At 65.7% G+C, this 14,358-nt stretch carries 15 protein-coding genes and 1 pseudogene; 11 read left to right on the top strand and 5 right to left on the bottom strand.

Annotated features, from left to right (window positions below; genetic code table 11):
• Window positions 1-5: 5 nt before the first annotated feature.
• Complete coding sequence (locus tag H0P51_RS21730; RefSeq protein ID WP_065145947.1) at window positions 6-371, top strand: Rv1152 family transcriptional regulator; 366 nt, start codon at window positions 6-8, stop codon at window positions 369-371.
• Here H0P51_RS21730 and H0P51_RS21725 read toward each other — a convergent pair.
• Both H0P51_RS21725 and H0P51_RS21720 read right to left on the bottom strand, forming a co-directional pair.
• Window positions 349-1,194 carry a class I SAM-dependent methyltransferase gene (locus H0P51_RS21725; protein WP_180914929.1) on the bottom strand — a complete coding sequence of 282 codons (846 nt, stop codon included), beginning with the start codon at window positions 1,192-1,194 and terminating at the stop codon, window positions 349-351. The two genes, H0P51_RS21730 and H0P51_RS21725, sit on opposite strands and share 23 nt — an antisense overlap.
• The gene (locus tag H0P51_RS21720; RefSeq protein WP_180914928.1) at window positions 1,191-1,706 is read right to left on the bottom strand and encodes a DUF1697 domain-containing protein; all 516 of its coding nucleotides are present in this window, start codon (window positions 1,704-1,706) and stop codon (window positions 1,191-1,193) included. The genes H0P51_RS21725 and H0P51_RS21720 overlap by 4 nt, the downstream gene beginning before the upstream one ends.
• Before the next feature lie 55 nt (window positions 1,707-1,761).
• Here H0P51_RS21720 and H0P51_RS21715 point away from each other — a divergent pair, with 55 nt between their 5' ends.
• From H0P51_RS21715 to H0P51_RS21700, 4 genes are read left to right on the top strand one after another with little or no spacing between them, the layout of a single operon-like run.
• The gene (locus H0P51_RS21715; RefSeq protein ID WP_180914927.1) at window positions 1,762-2,205 is read left to right on the top strand and encodes a PPOX class F420-dependent oxidoreductase; all 444 of its coding nucleotides are present in this window, start codon (window positions 1,762-1,764) and stop codon (window positions 2,203-2,205) included.
• Window positions 2,206-2,223: 18 nt separating this feature from the next.
• Entirely contained in the window at window positions 2,224-2,415 is a 192-nt protein-coding gene (locus H0P51_RS21710) for a DUF5302 domain-containing protein (protein ID WP_180914926.1), read from the top strand.
• A gap of 36 nt (window positions 2,416-2,451) precedes the next feature.
• Complete coding sequence (locus tag H0P51_RS21705; RefSeq protein ID WP_180914925.1) at window positions 2,452-3,042, top strand: HhH-GPD-type base excision DNA repair protein; 591 nt, start codon at window positions 2,452-2,454, stop codon at window positions 3,040-3,042.
• The gene (locus H0P51_RS21700; protein ID WP_180914924.1) at window positions 3,039-3,185 is read left to right on the top strand and encodes a DUF1059 domain-containing protein; all 147 of its coding nucleotides are present in this window, start codon (window positions 3,039-3,041) and stop codon (window positions 3,183-3,185) included. Before H0P51_RS21705 ends, H0P51_RS21700 begins: the two co-directional genes overlap by 4 nt.
• A 44-nt stretch (window positions 3,186-3,229) precedes the next feature.
• Here the strand turns inward: H0P51_RS21700 and H0P51_RS21695 are convergent.
• Both H0P51_RS21695 and H0P51_RS21690 read right to left on the bottom strand, forming a co-directional pair.
• Window positions 3,230-4,368 (bottom strand): annotated as a pseudogene (locus H0P51_RS21695) (Rv1157c family protein).
• Window positions 4,365-5,159: a hypothetical protein gene (locus H0P51_RS21690; protein ID WP_180914922.1), complete on the bottom strand. Its 795-nt coding sequence runs from the start codon at window positions 5,157-5,159 to the stop codon at window positions 4,365-4,367. The pseudogene H0P51_RS21695 and the gene H0P51_RS21690 overlap by 4 nt, the downstream one beginning before the upstream one ends.
• 169 nt (window positions 5,160-5,328) lie before the next feature.
• Between H0P51_RS21690 and H0P51_RS21685 the strand changes: the two genes are divergently transcribed.
• A complete protein-coding gene (locus tag H0P51_RS21685; protein WP_246398897.1) occupies window positions 5,329-6,624 on the top strand; it encodes a mannosyltransferase in 1,296 nt (431 codons plus the stop codon).
• Between the two features lie 33 nt (window positions 6,625-6,657).
• Here H0P51_RS21685 and H0P51_RS21680 read toward each other — a convergent pair whose 3' ends face one another.
• Window positions 6,658-6,942 (bottom strand): 4a-hydroxytetrahydrobiopterin dehydratase, encoded by a 285-nt coding sequence (locus H0P51_RS21680; protein ID WP_180914920.1) that lies wholly within the window; start codon window positions 6,940-6,942, stop codon window positions 6,658-6,660.
• Between the two features lie 26 nt (window positions 6,943-6,968).
• Between H0P51_RS21680 and H0P51_RS21675 the strand changes: the two genes are divergently transcribed.
• The 5 genes from H0P51_RS21675 (at window position 6,969) to narI (ending at window position 14,349) form a co-directional block, all read left to right on the top strand.
• Window positions 6,969-7,352, top strand: coding sequence for a (deoxy)nucleoside triphosphate pyrophosphohydrolase (locus H0P51_RS21675; RefSeq protein WP_180914919.1), 384 nt, complete (start codon window positions 6,969-6,971; stop codon window positions 7,350-7,352).
• Window positions 7,353-7,632: 280 nt separating this feature from the next.
• Window positions 7,633-11,331 (top strand): nitrate reductase subunit alpha, encoded by a 3,699-nt coding sequence (locus H0P51_RS21670; RefSeq protein WP_180914918.1) that lies wholly within the window; start codon window positions 7,633-7,635, stop codon window positions 11,329-11,331.
• Window positions 11,332-12,945 (top strand): nitrate reductase subunit beta, encoded by a 1,614-nt coding sequence (gene narH, locus H0P51_RS21665; RefSeq protein ID WP_180914917.1) that lies wholly within the window; start codon window positions 11,332-11,334, stop codon window positions 12,943-12,945.
• The gene (gene narJ, locus H0P51_RS21660) at window positions 12,942-13,625 is read left to right on the top strand and encodes a nitrate reductase molybdenum cofactor assembly chaperone (RefSeq protein ID WP_180914916.1); all 684 of its coding nucleotides are present in this window, start codon (window positions 12,942-12,944) and stop codon (window positions 13,623-13,625) included. The genes narH and narJ overlap by 4 nt, the downstream gene beginning before the upstream one ends.
• The gene (gene narI / locus H0P51_RS21655) at window positions 13,618-14,349 is read left to right on the top strand and encodes a respiratory nitrate reductase subunit gamma (protein ID WP_180914915.1); all 732 of its coding nucleotides are present in this window, start codon (window positions 13,618-13,620) and stop codon (window positions 14,347-14,349) included. Before narJ ends, narI begins: the two co-directional genes overlap by 8 nt.
• Window positions 14,350-14,358: the final 9 nt, after the last annotated feature.

Genomic DNA, 14,358 nt, shown 5'->3' with positions numbered 1-14,358 from the left:
AATGGGTGGACCTGCGCGATTTGCTGAAGGTGGACGTCAAGGCAGGCAAGCCCCTGTTCGACCAGCTCAGAACCGGGGTTATCGACGGCGTGCGGGCCGGGTCGCTGCCGCCGGGCACCCGGCTGCCGACAGTGCGCGACCTGGCCGGCCAACTCGGTGTCGCGGCCAATACCGTCGCGCGCGCCTACCGCGAATTGGAGTCCGCCGCCATCGTTGAAACCCGGGGACGTTTCGGCACTTTCATCTCCCGCTTCGACCCGACCGACGCTGCCATGGCGGCCGCCGCTAAGGAATACGTCGAAGTGGCGCACGCCTTGGGGCTGACCAAGAACGACGCGATGCGTTACCTCACGAACGTTCCGGACGACTGAACTCCAGCAAGGTCAGGGTGGGCCGCAGCGGGTCCAGGGCACCGACCCGATAGACGGTGGACAGTGCGGCGTTGAGCAGCCGGCCGCGCCCCGGGGGCAGCTTGATGTCACGGACGGCGCTCACTGCCGGCATCGTGTTCACCAGATCGGCGGCCGCCGCCACGGACAGGCTGAACGGCATCGTCGGAACCCGGTAGCGCAGCGACGTCCGCATACCCACCCGGCTCAGCATGCTGAACCAGCGCGGTGGAGTGTCGAACAGCAGCTGGCCGCCGGGAAACCGGTTGGCGCACTCGCGAATCAACTCCAGCGACTGCTCGGGCTGCAGGTACATCAGCAGTCCTTCGGCGGTGATGAACACCCCGTCGGACGGATCTACCGCGTCCATCCACGTGTAGTCCAGCGCGGACTGAGCCCGCACCGAAATCCGCGCTGACGACGGCAACAGCTGGGTCCGGATGTTCACGATTGGCGGCAAATCGACTGTCAACCAACGGAACCGGCTGTCAGCCAGCGCGGCTTCCAGGCGCCAGAAGCTGGTCTGCAATCCCTCGGCGAGGGCCACCACGGTTGCCGCTGGGTGCGTCTTGAGATAAGCCTGCGCCGCCTGGTCGAAGGCTAAGGCTCGCATCGCGATGTCCTGGCCGGGGCGGCCGAATTTGGCGAAGTCGAAGTCGATCTTGTCGACGAGTGCCACCGCCATCGGATCCTCAATGATCGCGTCGGGGCGACGCGCCTCGGTGGCCCGGGCATTCAGTGTCAGCAGCGCTGTCTCGGACACCCCGGTGAGCGCAACCTTGTGCGGTTGGCCGGTGCGGCTCACTTGAGCACCTTGGCCAGCGTGCGCAGGTTGCGCGACGTGGTCGACGATTTGTAGCGCTTCTTGCCCATCGTGACGCCGATCGTGCTGTCCAGCGTGCCGCCCTTGGGGACCTGCCAATAGATGACGCCCTCACCGGCCTGGATCCTCTCCTTGGCGCCCGGACTAAGGGCCGCCAGTTCGTCGAGGATGTCGGCGTCGGTGACGAAGGTGACGTACGACTGGTAGCCGTCGCGCTCACGCTCGAACGGAAAGGCTTCGTCGATGGCGCGGACCGTGTCGATGTCATAGGCGAGCACCCATGCTTCATACCTGAATCGGTCGCGCAGGGCCGCCTCGGCCTTCTTGCGCACCGACGTGACCTCGGCTGAGGACTCCAGCAGCACGTTTCCGGAGGCCAGAACGGTTCGCACGTTCGTGAACCCGGCTTCGGTCAGCACGTCGGCAACCTCGGCCATCTTGAGGTTGACTCCGCCTACGTTGACGCCGCGCAGGAATGCCACGTACTTGGTCATGCACCGATTCCAGCAGGACGTCCGACGCCGCTGCAACGCGACGTAGGCTTTCGGCATGGGACGCCACGTCTTCGACGACAAACTGTTGGCCGTGATCAGTTGCAATTCGATCGGGGTGCTGGCCACCATCAAGCGCGACGGACGTCCGCAACTGTCGAACGTGCAGTACTACTTCGACCCGCGGCTGCTGCGGCTGCAGGTGTCGGTCACCGAGCCGCGAGCCAAGACACGCAACCTGCGTCGTGATCCGCGGGCCTCGCTGCTCGTCGACGCCGACGACGGTTGGTCCTACGCGGTAGCCGAAGGAATCGCGGAGCTGACGCCGCCCGCGGCCGCGCCCGATGACGACACGGTGGAGGCATTGATCGCGCTGTACCGCAACATTGCCGGCGAGCATCCAGACTGGGACGAGTATCGGGAGGCCATGGTCACCGACCGTCGGGTGCTGCTGACGCTGCCGATCTCGCACGTGTACGGGATGCCGCCCGGTAAGCGCTGACCGCGATAGGCTTCGGGCATGGCCGAATCGAACGCCCCAGAATCGTCCGAAGCACCCGAGGACGACAACAAGCGCAAGTTTCGTGAAGCCCTGGAACGCAAGATGGCGAAGTCGTCCGGCGGCTCCGACCATAGGGACGGCGGGGGCAAGCAGTCGCGGGCACACGGCGCGGCCGGCAACCGCCGCGAGTTCCGCCGCAAGAGCGGCTAGTACCGAGGCTCGAAAGTGCGGAGTTAGAGTTCGATCATGACGCAGCTCTGCCTCGCCTCGGAACCCCAGGCCAATCAGCTGTTGGCCGACAACCCGCTGGCATTGCTGATCGGGATGTTGCTGGATCAGCAGGTGACATTCGAGACAGCCTTCGCCGGACCACAGAAGATCGCCGACCGGATGGGTGGACTGGACGCGGCTGACATCGCCGACTACAACCCGGACAAGTTCGCCGCGCTGTGCTCGGAAAAGCCTGCCATTCACCGCTTTCCGGGCTCGATGGCCAAGCGTATCCAGACGCTCGCCCAGATCATCGTCGACCGCTACGACGGCGACCCGGCCGCGTTGTGGACGGCTGGCGATCCCGACGGAAATGAGTTGTTGCGGCGGATCAAGGGTCTGCCCGGGTTCGGTGAGCAGAAGGCCAAGATCTTTTTGGCGTTGCTGGGCAAGCAGTATGGCGTCACCCCTACGGGTTGGCGGGCGGCCGCGGGGGAGTACGGCAAAGCCGGCACCCATCTCTCGGTTGCCGACATTGTCGATGCCGAGTCGCTCGCCAAGGTGCGGTCGTACAAGAAGCAGATGAAAGCGGCAGCCAAAGCAGCCAAGGGAAAGGCGGCAACATGAAGACGCACATCACCTGTCCGTGCGGCGAAGCAATTCAGGGCAAGGACGAGGACGAGTTGGTGGAGTTGACTCAGGCTCACCTGGCCAGTGCGCATCCGGGTCTCGAATACGACCGGGACGCGATCCTGTTCATGGCCTACTAACTACTGGCTTTCGCGCTGCCCCCGCTCGGTTGGGCGGTCGCCGGTTACGGCACCACCGTCGAACCGATGGTCGGCATGAATTGGCACTGCCGGTCTTTGGTGGTGACTTGGCCGAAGATCGTCGACATGATGCTGCCGGAACCGGTGTCGACGATCGCGGTGAGCGTCGTCGGGCCTTCGGCGTTGATGTCGGTGCGTGGCTTCAGCGTGGCGCTGCCGGACTTGCCGGTGGTCAGGTTGACCCACGTGACGTTCAGCGGCAGTTTTTGCACGTCAGCGGGCCCGGGAGTGCCGACCGCGGTGAAGACGTAAGCGGTCTGCCCAGCCGCGGGACCCGGCGTCGGGATGCTGGCCGGCCCGGCCACCGATAGCGCGGTCGCGAGCGCGTTCGTCCCGTCGCCCAGGCAGTTGGTGCCGATCGATGGGTACATGAAGTCCTGCGTGGGCGGTGCGTCAGGGCCGAACCCGGGCGCAGCAGCCGCCGGTGCCGCAGCCGGACCCGGAGCCGGCGCGGGGGCCGGAGCCGGCGCTGCCGACGGGGCGGGAGCAGGTGCGGCGGGCGCGGCGGCCGGTGCGGGAGCCGAAGCGGCGGGGGCCGGAGCTGCTGGAGCCGGCGCGGGGCCCGGTGCCGCGGGTGCGGGCGCCGGGCCGGGCAGCGGCGGCGAAACGGGACGGGGGTTTTGCGGTACACCGACCGGCCCCGGTCCCGCCGCGTGCAAAGGGTCCACGCCCGCAGGCAGGTGCGCCAGTGCGCCGGGCTCGGCACCTGGTGCCGGTACGTGGGGTACCGGTGCGGCCTCGGGCTGGGCGGCACCGGCCGGGGCTCCCGGACCCGCAACGAACTGGTTCACCGTCGACGCGACGTTCTTGGACTCGGCCGGCGCGGTCGGGTTGTGGGTGAATGCCTGAGCCGCCGCCATCAGCAGTTGCGTCGCCTGGCCTGGGTTTCCGGCCGCCTGCTGGATGATCGGGCTCAACTGAGTCAACGCCGGAAGCCCGGGCAGCTGTTGGGTCGCGTCGGTCGGCGGCGCCGCCGGGTCGGCTGCCGCGCTCGGACAGAGCACGAACGCGGCAGCCGAGGTGACGACGACTGCGGCCAAACCTTTGGACAGACTCCAAGTGCTTGCCACGGTATTTCTCCCGGTATCTAGTGGTTGGTCAGTCGTCGGAGGTCAGCGCTCAGGGCAGGGCCGCGAGCAGCGTCTGCGGGCCTGCCGATGCCGGCGCGGCAGGCGCACCGGCGCCCGACAACCCCGGAATCGCGGAGGCCAGCCCCGGCAGCGCCGCCTGGGCGAGTCCCGGAAGCGACGTCGCCAACCCAGGTAGTGAGGCCGCGGGCGCAGCCGGAGCGGCTGGCGCCGCCGGTGCGGCGAGGCTGGGCAGCGGCGTGTTCACCCCAGGAATCGACGGCAAAGTTCCCGGTGCCGGCGCTACGGGCGCCGCCGGTGCGGTGAGCTGCAGCGGTGCGTTCACCCCGGGAACAGACGGAACGCCGGCCGGAGCCGTCGCTGCCGGCGCAGACGCCGCGGGAGCGGCCGCCGGCGCACTGAGCCCCGGGATCGGCGCGTTCACACCTGGAATCGGGGGAACCGTTCCGGGTGAGTTCGCCGGGACGGGAGCGGTCGCCGCCGGAGCGGTCGCCTGGGCCGGCATTTGAGCCGGTGCAGTGGCTTGTGCCGGCGCTGTCAGCCCGGGCACTACCGACGGCAGGTTCAGTCCGCCCGGAGCGGTGGGCGCCGGGTCCGGAGCGCGCTGTACGCCTTGCGGCGCCGGCGGGGTAGCACCCAGCGCGGTCGCCAGGTTCTGCAGGATCTGCGGCGCGTTGGCCGCGGAAGCGATCAGCTGCTGCGGAATGTTGGGCTGTGGCGGCTGAGCCGGCGCGGGGTCGGCGTGGGCGATTCCGCCCATCAAGAGTGCGGCGCCCGAGCCGGCCAGAACAGCGGCGGCCCGTGCGTAGGTCCAAATGGTTGGCATGTCTCTCCCTGTTGTCTTCGATGGGCTTCGGCAGGCCCCCCGGAAGGACCTGCAGCCGAAGCTATCGTGGTACAGAAGTGACTCAAGTGACACGTGTGGCATTTACGGGATCGTTATCGATACGAGCGGAGGCGGTGACCGGCGACCTGGGAATCGTGATTTGCCCGTTATCGACGCGCACTCCCCCTGTTGGGGGACCCGGCGCGCCGCTACGGTCGCTAGAGTCGGTCGGATAGATACCACGTCGGCCGTCCCCGCGGCGCATGCCACCGCCCAGCGGCGTAGGACGTTGCTGGCGACTTGGGCGCCGTTGCTCGTCGTCCTCAGTGTCGCCACGCGATTTGCCTGGACCTACCTTGCGCCGCACGGTGCGAACTTCGTCGACCTGCACGTATATGTCGGTGGCGCCGCGGCCCTGGATCATCCCGGCACCTTGTATAGCTATGTCTACGCCGATCAGACGCCGGATTTCCCGTTACCGTTCACCTACCCTCCGTTTGCTGCGGTGGTGCTGTACCCGCTACATCTGCTGCCGTTCGCGCTGGTGGCCTTCCTGTGGCATGCCGGGATCGTGGCGGCTTTGTACGGCGTCGTGCGAGTCAGCCAGCGGCTGCTCGGACTGGTTGGAGATCGGCGCGCCGCGATGCTGTGGACCGCGGTGGCCATTTGGATCGAGCCGCTGCGCAGCAACTTCGACTACGGCCAAATCAACGTGTTCCTGGTGTTGGCCGTGCTGTGGGCGGTGTACTCCACCCGGTGGTGGTTGTCGGGCTCGCTGGTGGGCGTGGCCGCCGGCGTCAAGCTGACGCCCGCCGTCGCCGGTTTGTATCTGCTCGGAGCGCGACGCTGGACGGCCGCGCTGTTCTCGGGGGTGGTGTTTCTGGCGACCGTTGGGATCTCTGTGCTGGTAGTCGGCGACCAGGCCCGGTTCTACTTCACCGACCTGCTCGGTGACGCACACCGTGTCGGACCCGTAGCCACCTCGTTCAACCAGTCCTGGCGGGGTGCGATCTCACGCATCCTCGGCTATGACGCCGATTACGGGCCGCTGGTGCTGACCGCGATCGCGATCACCGCCGTGGTCGCGGTACTGGCCTGGCGGGCGCTGGCGGCCACCGACCGGCTCGGCCGCCTGCTGGTGGTCGAGGTGTTCGGGCTGTTGGTCTCTCCGATCTCCTGGACGCACCATTGGGTTTGGCTGGTGCCGCTGATGATCTGGCTGATCCACGGCCCACTGCGCGACTACCTCGGCGCGAAGATCCTGGGCTGGGGCTGGCTGGTGCTGACGCTGATCGGGGTGCCGTGGTTGTTGAGCTTCGAGCAGCCGACCATCTGGGTGATCAGTAGGCCCTGGTACCTGGCCTGGGCCGGACTGGTCTACGTGGCAGCCGCGGTGGCGACGCTGGGTTGGGTCGCCGCACATCCGGGTCGCGAGCGTGACCAGGCTGCCACTTCGGGTGACTGATCTCGCCGCGCGATTCGCGAAGCGGAAGCCGATTTAGCCCCCGACGATGCCGTTGATGTCGCGCGCCATTTCGAGGTCGTTTTGGGTGATGCCGCCCTCGGAGTGCGTGACCAGTGCGAAAGTTACTGTGCGCCAACGGATATCGATATCCGGATGATGATCCTTGGATTCCGCATGCTCGCCCACCCGCCGCACGGCCTCGATGCCGTCCAGAAAGGCGGGGAACTTGACCGACCGTCGCAGGGTCCCGTCGACGCGCTCCCAGCCGTCCAGTTCGGGCAGGGCGGCGTCTACTTGCTCGTCCGTTAACACAGCCATGAGGGGAACGTATACCCTCACTGCCCATGCCGAACCAGGTCGTCGTCGCCGGCGCCGTCATCCGGGGCGACGCAGTGTTGGTGGCGCAACGCAACCGGCCACCGGAGCTGGCTGGAAGGTGGGAATTGCCCGGGGGGAAAGTCGCCGACGGCGAAACCGAGCGTGGCGCCCTGATGCGCGAATTGGCCGAAGAACTCGGCGTTGACGTCGCGGTGGGCGATCGGCTCGGCGGCGACGTGGCGCTGGGCGAGGCGACGGTATTGAGGGCCTACCGGGTGCAGTTGCTGGCCGGTGAGCCGTTCCCGCGTGACCATCAGGCACTGCGCTGGGCGACGGCCACCGAACTGGATGGCATCGACTGGGTGCCCGCCGACCGTGGCTGGATCCCGCACCTGGTGCGAGCCCTGTAGCAGTCTCATCCACAGGCTTCCCGCAGAAGACGCACAGTTGAGGTGCTTTCTGCCGGAGCCTTGAAATATTACAATTTGACTTGGAATAAACAACGACATGCGATAGCTGCGCGACCCCAAGCTGCCATGATATGCGTGCCGAAATCGAGCCAGATGGCTGTTCAGCCTGCCTCGACCCAGCCCTGGGCCGGGGGATTTGCAGCTGCACAACAGCCGATATTCACGTCTTCATTCTCGTGGTTCGGCGACGCGGCGCGACGCCATCGACAAGGAGGATTCCTTGACTGCTACGCCCCACGTCGGTGGAGTGCTCGAGGAACTGTTGGAGCGCAGTGCGCGGTTCTTCACCCCGGGTGAGATCTCGGCCGATCTCCGCGCGGTTACACGGCAGGGCGGCCGCGAGGCCGACGTGTTCTACCGAGACCGATGGAGTCACGACAAGGTGGTCCGCTCGACGCACGGCGTGAACTGCACCGGGTCGTGTTCGTGGAAGATCTACGTCAAAGACGGGATCATCACCTGGGAAACCCAGCAGACCGACTATCCCTCAGTGGGTCCCGACCGGCCGGAGTACGAGCCGCGGGGCTGTCCGCGCGGCGCGTCGTTCTCCTGGTACAGCTACTCGCCGACCCGGGTGCGTTACCCATACGCCCGCGGCGTGCTGGTCCAAATGTACCGAGAAGCCAAGGCGCGGCTCGGCGATCCGGTGTTGGCGTGGGCCGACATTCAGGCCGATCCCGAGCGTCGTCGTCGCTACCAACAAGCTCGTGGAAAGGGTGGACTGGTCCGCGTCACCTGGGCCGAAGCCACCGAACTGATTGCGGCGGCGCACGTATACACCATTAAAACCTACGGTCCGGATCGAGTCGCCGGGTTCTCCCCGATTCCGGCGATGTCAATGGTGTCCTACACCGCGGGCTCTCGGTTCTATGAGCTGATCGGCGCACCTATGACGTCGTTCTATGACTGGTACGCCGATCTGCCGGTGGCCTCGCCCCAGGTCTTCGGTGACCAGACCGATGTTCCCGAATCCGGGGACTGGTGGGACGCAGCGTATTTGATGATGTGGGGCTCCAACGTTCCAATCACCCGCACGCCCGATGCGCATTGGATGGCCGAGGCGCGCTACCGTGGCACCAAGGTGGTGACCGTCAGCCCCGACTACGCCGACAACACCAAGTTCGCCGACGAGTGGATGCCATGCGCGGCCGGCACCGACGGGGCACTGGCCATGGCGATGGGCCACGTCATCCTCTCGGAATACTATGTGCAAAAACAGGTTCCGTTCTTTTCTGACTATTCTCGCCGCTACACCGACTTGCCGTTTCTGATCAAGCTGGAGCAACGCGGCGAAATGCTGGTGCCGGGTAAGAATCTCACGGCCGCGGACCTCGGGGAGGCGACCGAGAATGCGCCACTGAAGCCGGCGGTGCTGGACGAATTCACCAATGCTGTTGCGGTGCCGCATGGCTCGCTGGGATTCCGCTACGGCGAGGGTGGTGTCGGGAAGTGGAACCTGGACCTGGGCGCACTGCAGCCCGCCCTCAGCGTGTGGGATGCGCCCGGCCGGCAGGGCGAGCTCGACACCGCGCTGGTACATCTGCCCAGCTTCGACACCGTCGATGGCGAGGGCACCACGGTCGCTCGTGGAGTCCCGGTGCGCCGTATCGGTGAGCAGCTGGTGTGCACCGTCTTCGACCTGATGCTCGCGCAGTACGGCGTGGCGCGACCAGGATTGCCCGGCCAGTGGCCCACCGGCTACGACGACGCGTCTCAGCCCAACACCCCGGCCTGGCAGGAAGCCATCACCGGAGTTTCTGCCGCACAAGCTATCCGCGTGGCAAGGGAATTCGCGCACAGCGCAGAGGAATCCGGCGGACGGTCCATGATTATCATGGGCGGTGGCATCTGCCATTGGTTTCACAGCGACACCATCTACCGGACGGTGCTGGCGCTGTTGATGTTGACCGGGTCGATGGGCCGCAACGGTGGTGGCTGGGCTCACTACGTCGGCCAGGAGAAAGTGCGGCCGCTCACCGGTTTCCAGACGATGTCGATGGCCTTGGACTGGGTTCGGCCGCCTCGGCAGGTACCCGGTGCCTCGTACTGGTACGCGCACACCGACCAATGGCGTTACGACGGTCACGGCGCGGACAAGCTGGCCAGCCCGCTGGGGCGGGGAAGATTCGCGGGTATGCACACCATGGACGTGCTCGCGTCCGCGGTGGCCATGGGGTGGAGCCCGTACTACCCCCAGTTCGACCGATCGAGCTTGGACGTCGCCGACGAGGCGCGGGCCGCCGGCCGCGACGTCGCCGACCACGTCGCCGAACAGCTCGGACAGCGCAAACTCAAACTTGCCGTTACGGATCCGGACAATCCGGTCAACTGGCCGCGGGTGCTCACCGTTTGGCGTGCCAATCTGATCGGTTCGTCCGGTAAAGGCGGCGAATATTTCCTGCGGCATCTATTGGGCACCGACTCCAACGCGTCGGCGCTACCGCCCAAGGACGGGGTGGTCCCGGTCGACGTGAGGTTTGCCGGGGACATCCCCGAGGGCAAGCTCGACTTGATGATGTCGATCGACTTCCGGATGACCTCCACCACGCTGGTGTCCGATATTGTGCTGCCCGCCGCGACCTGGTACGAAAAGGCCGACATCTCCAGCACCGACATGCACCCCTACGTGCATGCTTTCAGCGCCGCAACCGACCCTCCGTGGGAAACACGTTCGGACTTCGACGCTTTCGGCGCTATCGCCCGCGCCTTCAGCGCAATGGCCGAGCAGCATCTCGGTACCCGCACTGATGTCGTGCTGAGCGCGCTTGCACACGACACGCCCGACGAGATGGCTTATCCGGATGGGGCCGAACAGAATTGGCTGCGCACAGGCGCGACGCCGGTGCCGGGGCGCACCATGGGCAGGCTCACAGTCGTGGAGCGCGACTATACCGCCATCTACGACAAGTGGTTGACGCTCGGACCGCTGGTCGAGCAGTTCGGGGTGACCACCAAGGGTGTCACCGTGCACCCCCTCCGGGAGGTGGAGGAACTCGCAGCGAAGTTCGGAGTGCTGAAATCCGGTGTAGCAGCAGGTCGTCCGGCGATCAACACCGCTGCGCGGATGGCCGACGTGTTGCTGGCGCTGTCTGGGACCACCAACGGGCGGCTGGCGGTCGAAGGTTTCCACGAGCTGGAGAAGCGCACCGGACAGCGACTGGTGCATCTGGCCGAGGGCAGCGAAGACAAGCGCATCAGTTATGCCGACACCCAGGCACGCCCGGTCCCGGTGGTCACCAGTCCGGAATGGTCTGGCAGCGAATCGGGAGGGCGCCGCTACGCGCCGTTCACCATCAACATCGAGAACCTCAAGCCGTTCCACACCCTGACCGGGCGGATGCATTTCTACCTGGCCCACGACTGGATCGAGGAACTCGGCGAGCACCTGCCAGTATTTCGTCCGCCACTTGACATGGCGCGCCTGTTCGGTCAGCCACGGCTGGGTGCTACCGAGGACGGAATCGGGCTCACCGTTCGGTATCTGACCCCGCATTCGAAGTGGTCGTTCCACTCCACATATCAGGACAACCTGTACATGCTTTCACTGTCACGGGGTGGCCCGACGATGTGGATCAGTCCGGCCGATGCCGCGAAAATTAAAGTGCGCGACAATGATTGGGTAGAAGCTGTCAATGTCAACGGCATCTACGTGTGCCGCGCCATCGTCTCGCACCGGATGCCCGACGGTGTGGTGTACGTCTACCACGTCCAAGAACGCACGGTAGACACGCCGCGCACCGAAACCAACAACAAGCGCGGTGGCAACCACAATGCGCTGACCCGGGTGCGGATCAAGGCCAGCCACCTGGCCGGCGGTTACGGTCAGCACGCCTTTGCGTTCAACTACCTGGGGCCGACCGGAAATCAGCGCGACGAGGTGACCGTGGTGCGTCGCCGCAGCCAGGAGGTGACGTACTAGATGAAGGTTATGGCGCAGTTGGCGATGGTGATGAACCTCGACAAATGCATCGGGTGTCACACCTGTTCGGTGACATGCAAGCAGGCCTGGACCAACCGTCCCGGTACCGAGTACGTGTGGTTCAACAATGTGGAAACCCGCCCTGGACAAGGCTATCCGCGCACCTACGAAGATCAGGAGCGCTGGCGCGGCGGCTGGATCCGCGACAAGAAGGGTCGGCTACGGTTGCGCGACGGAGGTCGCATCCAGAAGCTGTTGAGGATCTTCGCCAACCCCCGGTTGCCCGTCATCGGCGACTACTACGAACCGTGGACGTACGACTACGAGAACCTGACCGCCGCACCCGCCGGCGATACGTTTCCGACGGCCGCGCCCAAGAGCCTGATCAGCGGCGAGCGGATGAAAGTGTCGTGGGGCCCGAACTGGGACGACAACCTGGCCGGGTCGCCAGAGATCCTGGCCGGGGACCCGATCCTGAAAAAGGTCAGCGAGGAGGTCAAACTCTCTCTCGAAGAGACCTTTATGTTCTACCTGCCCCGGATCTGCGAGCACTGCCTGAACCCCTCCTGCGTCGCGTCGTGCCCGTCGGGGGCGATGTACAAGCGCAGCGAGGACGGCATCGTGCTGGTCGACCAGGACCGCTGCCGCGGCTGGCGGATGTGTGTGTCCGGATGTCCTTACAAAAAGGTCTATTTCAACCACAAGACCGGAAAAGCCGAGAAGTGCACGCTGTGCTATCCGAGAATGGAGGTCGGCCTGCCGACCATATGTTCGGAAACCTGCGTGGGGCGATTGCGCTACCTCGGCGTCGTGCTCTACGACGTAGACCGCGTCCTGGAAGCGGCATCGGTAGAAAACGACACAGATCTGTACCGGGCGCAGTGCGAAATCCTGCTGGACCCCGACGATCCCGACGTGATCGCCGGTGCACGGGCGCAGGGAATTCCGCACGAGTGGATCGAGGCCGCGCAGCGTTCCCCGGTCTATGCGCTAATCCACACCTACCAGGTGGCGCTGCCGTTGCACCCGGAGTACCGCACCATGCCGATGGTTTGGTACATCCCGCCCCTCTCGCCGGTGGTCGACGCGGTCAGCCGCGACGGTCACGACGGGGAAGACCTGGGCAACCTGTTCGGCGCGCTGGACGCGCTGCGTATTCCGATGCAGTACCTGGCTGAGCTGTTCACCGCCGGTGACACCGCGGTCGTCGAAGGGGTGCTGCGCCGCCTGGCGGCCATGCGTTCCTATATGCGAGATATCAATCTCGGCCGCGAAACTCAGCCGCATATCCCGCATTCGGTGGGCCTGACCGAAGAACAGATCTACGAGATGTACCGATTGTTGGCGATCGCGAAATACGAAGAGCGCTACGTCATTCCGACGGCCTTCGCACCGCAGGCTCGCGACCTTGAGGAGATGGGCTGTTCGTTGTCCAATGACGGCGGGCCGGGCATGTACGAGTCGGATCCGATGCCGGTTTCGGTGGAAACCTTCCACGCCCTCAAGCGGCGCGGCGCAGACGAACCCGGCAACAGCCGGCGGCGGGTGAATCTACTCAACTGGGACGGTGGCAAGGTACCCGCCGGAATGTTTCCCGAAGAGCACAGCTCATGAACCTGCTGACGCGGCTCCGGGAGCGTTCCGCCAAGCGGGTGATGGAGGATCGCCTGGTGTGGCAGGCGGCGTCGCTGCTGCTGGCTTACCCGGATGAGAACTTGGCCGCGCGGCTGGCCGCGGTCGACGAAATGCTGGGCCACATCAGTGGACCTGCCGCGGAGCTGCTGGGCCGAACGGTGGCGGCGCTGCGCGACCTGCAGCCGCTGGAAGCTGCGATCGACTACGTCGCGACGTTCGACATGCGACGGCGCTGCACCATGTATCTGACGTACTGGACCGCGGGAGACACCCGCAACCGCGGCCGGGAGATGCTGGCGTTCGCCACCGCCTACCGGGAGGCGGGTGTGCAGCCTCCGAGCGATGAGGCGCCGGATCATCTGACCGTTGTGCTCGAATTTGCCGCCACCGTGCACCCCGAGCTCGGACGGCAACTGCTCATCCAGCACCGCGTGCCGATCGACGTGTTGCGCGGTGCCCTGGCTGACGCGAAGTCGCCGTACGAGCCGACTGTGCGGGCGATCTGCCACACCCTGCCGGTGGACGACGATCAGCAAGCGCGCCGCGCCCAGCGCTTGGCCGGTGATCTCTTGGAAGCCGGCCCGCCTACCGAAGCTGTTGGGCTGCAACCATTTACCTTGACTGTGCCACCTCGGCGGGAAGGAGTCGCGGGTGTTTAGCAATGTCTTGTTCTGGGACATCGCGCCGTACATCACGCTGTCGGTCCTGATCGTGGGCACCTGGTGGCGCTACCGCTACGACAAATTCGGCTGGACGTCGCGGTCCTCGCAGATCTACGAGTCGCGGCTGCTGCGGATCGCCAGTCCCGTCTTCCATTTCGGTATCCTGGCGGTTTTCGCTGGACACGTGTTCGGGTTGTTCGTCCCGCCGCGGGTCACGCACATGCTGAAGATGAGCGACCACTTCTACCACGTGCAGGCGGTGATCGCCGGGTCGATCGCCGGCATCGCGACACTCGTTGGCATCGGGTTGCTGATCTACCGGCGTTTCACCCGTCCGGCGGTATCCATGGCGACCACGCGTAGCGACAAAGTGATGTATGTGGTGCTGGTCCTGGCGATCGTGGTGGGTCTGTACTGCGACCTGATCGGCACCGGCCCGCACGGTGGGGAGTTCCACTATCGCTACACCGTCGGCCTGTGGTTCCGGAGAATCTGGATTCTGCAGCCGCACGGCGAAGTCATGGTCAACGCACCGCTGGACTACCAACTGCACGCGCTGATCGGCATGGTGCTGTTTACCCTGTGGCCGTTCACCCGGCTGGTGCACGCGTTCAGCGCCCCGGTCGTGTACCTGTTCCGGCCCTACATCGTCTATCGCAGCCGCGAGGTGGCGGCCAAGGCCGAACAGGTCGGTACAGCACCGCGCCGACCTGGGTGGTGACGGGCTCCG

The organism is Mycobacterium vicinigordonae, from assembly GCF_013466425.1.
GTDB lineage: Bacteria > Actinomycetota > Actinomycetes > Mycobacteriales > Mycobacteriaceae > Mycobacterium > Mycobacterium vicinigordonae.
The sequence above is the reverse complement of the archived record's forward strand: the minus strand, read 5'-3'. Positions and strand labels throughout refer to the sequence as shown.

Excerpts from the sequence above, each read along its gene's own strand:
- H0P51_RS21710 (WP_180914926.1), top strand. The coding sequence starts at position 2,224 with ATGGCCGAATCGAACGCCCCAGAATCGTCCGAAGCACCCGAGGACGAC.
- H0P51_RS21720 (WP_180914928.1), bottom strand. The coding sequence starts at position 1,706 with ATGACCAAGTACGTGGCATTCCTGCGCGGCGTCAACGTAGGCGGAGTC.
- H0P51_RS21675 (WP_180914919.1), top strand. The coding sequence starts at position 6,969 with ATGCCGAACCAGGTCGTCGTCGCCGGCGCCGTCATCCGGGGCGACGCA.
- H0P51_RS21715 (WP_180914927.1), top strand. The coding sequence starts at position 1,762 with ATGGGACGCCACGTCTTCGACGACAAACTGTTGGCCGTGATCAGTTGC.
- narH (WP_180914917.1), top strand. The coding sequence starts at position 11,332 with ATGAAGGTTATGGCGCAGTTGGCGATGGTGATGAACCTCGACAAATGC.
- H0P51_RS21700 (WP_180914924.1), top strand. The coding sequence starts at position 3,039 with ATGAAGACGCACATCACCTGTCCGTGCGGCGAAGCAATTCAGGGCAAG.
- H0P51_RS21680 (WP_180914920.1), bottom strand. The coding sequence starts at position 6,942 with ATGGCTGTGTTAACGGACGAGCAAGTAGACGCCGCCCTGCCCGAACTG.
- H0P51_RS21690 (WP_180914922.1), bottom strand. The coding sequence starts at position 5,159 with ATGCCAACCATTTGGACCTACGCACGGGCCGCCGCTGTTCTGGCCGGC.
- H0P51_RS21705 (WP_180914925.1), top strand. The coding sequence starts at position 2,452 with ATGACGCAGCTCTGCCTCGCCTCGGAACCCCAGGCCAATCAGCTGTTG.
- narJ (WP_180914916.1), top strand. The coding sequence starts at position 12,942 with ATGAACCTGCTGACGCGGCTCCGGGAGCGTTCCGCCAAGCGGGTGATG.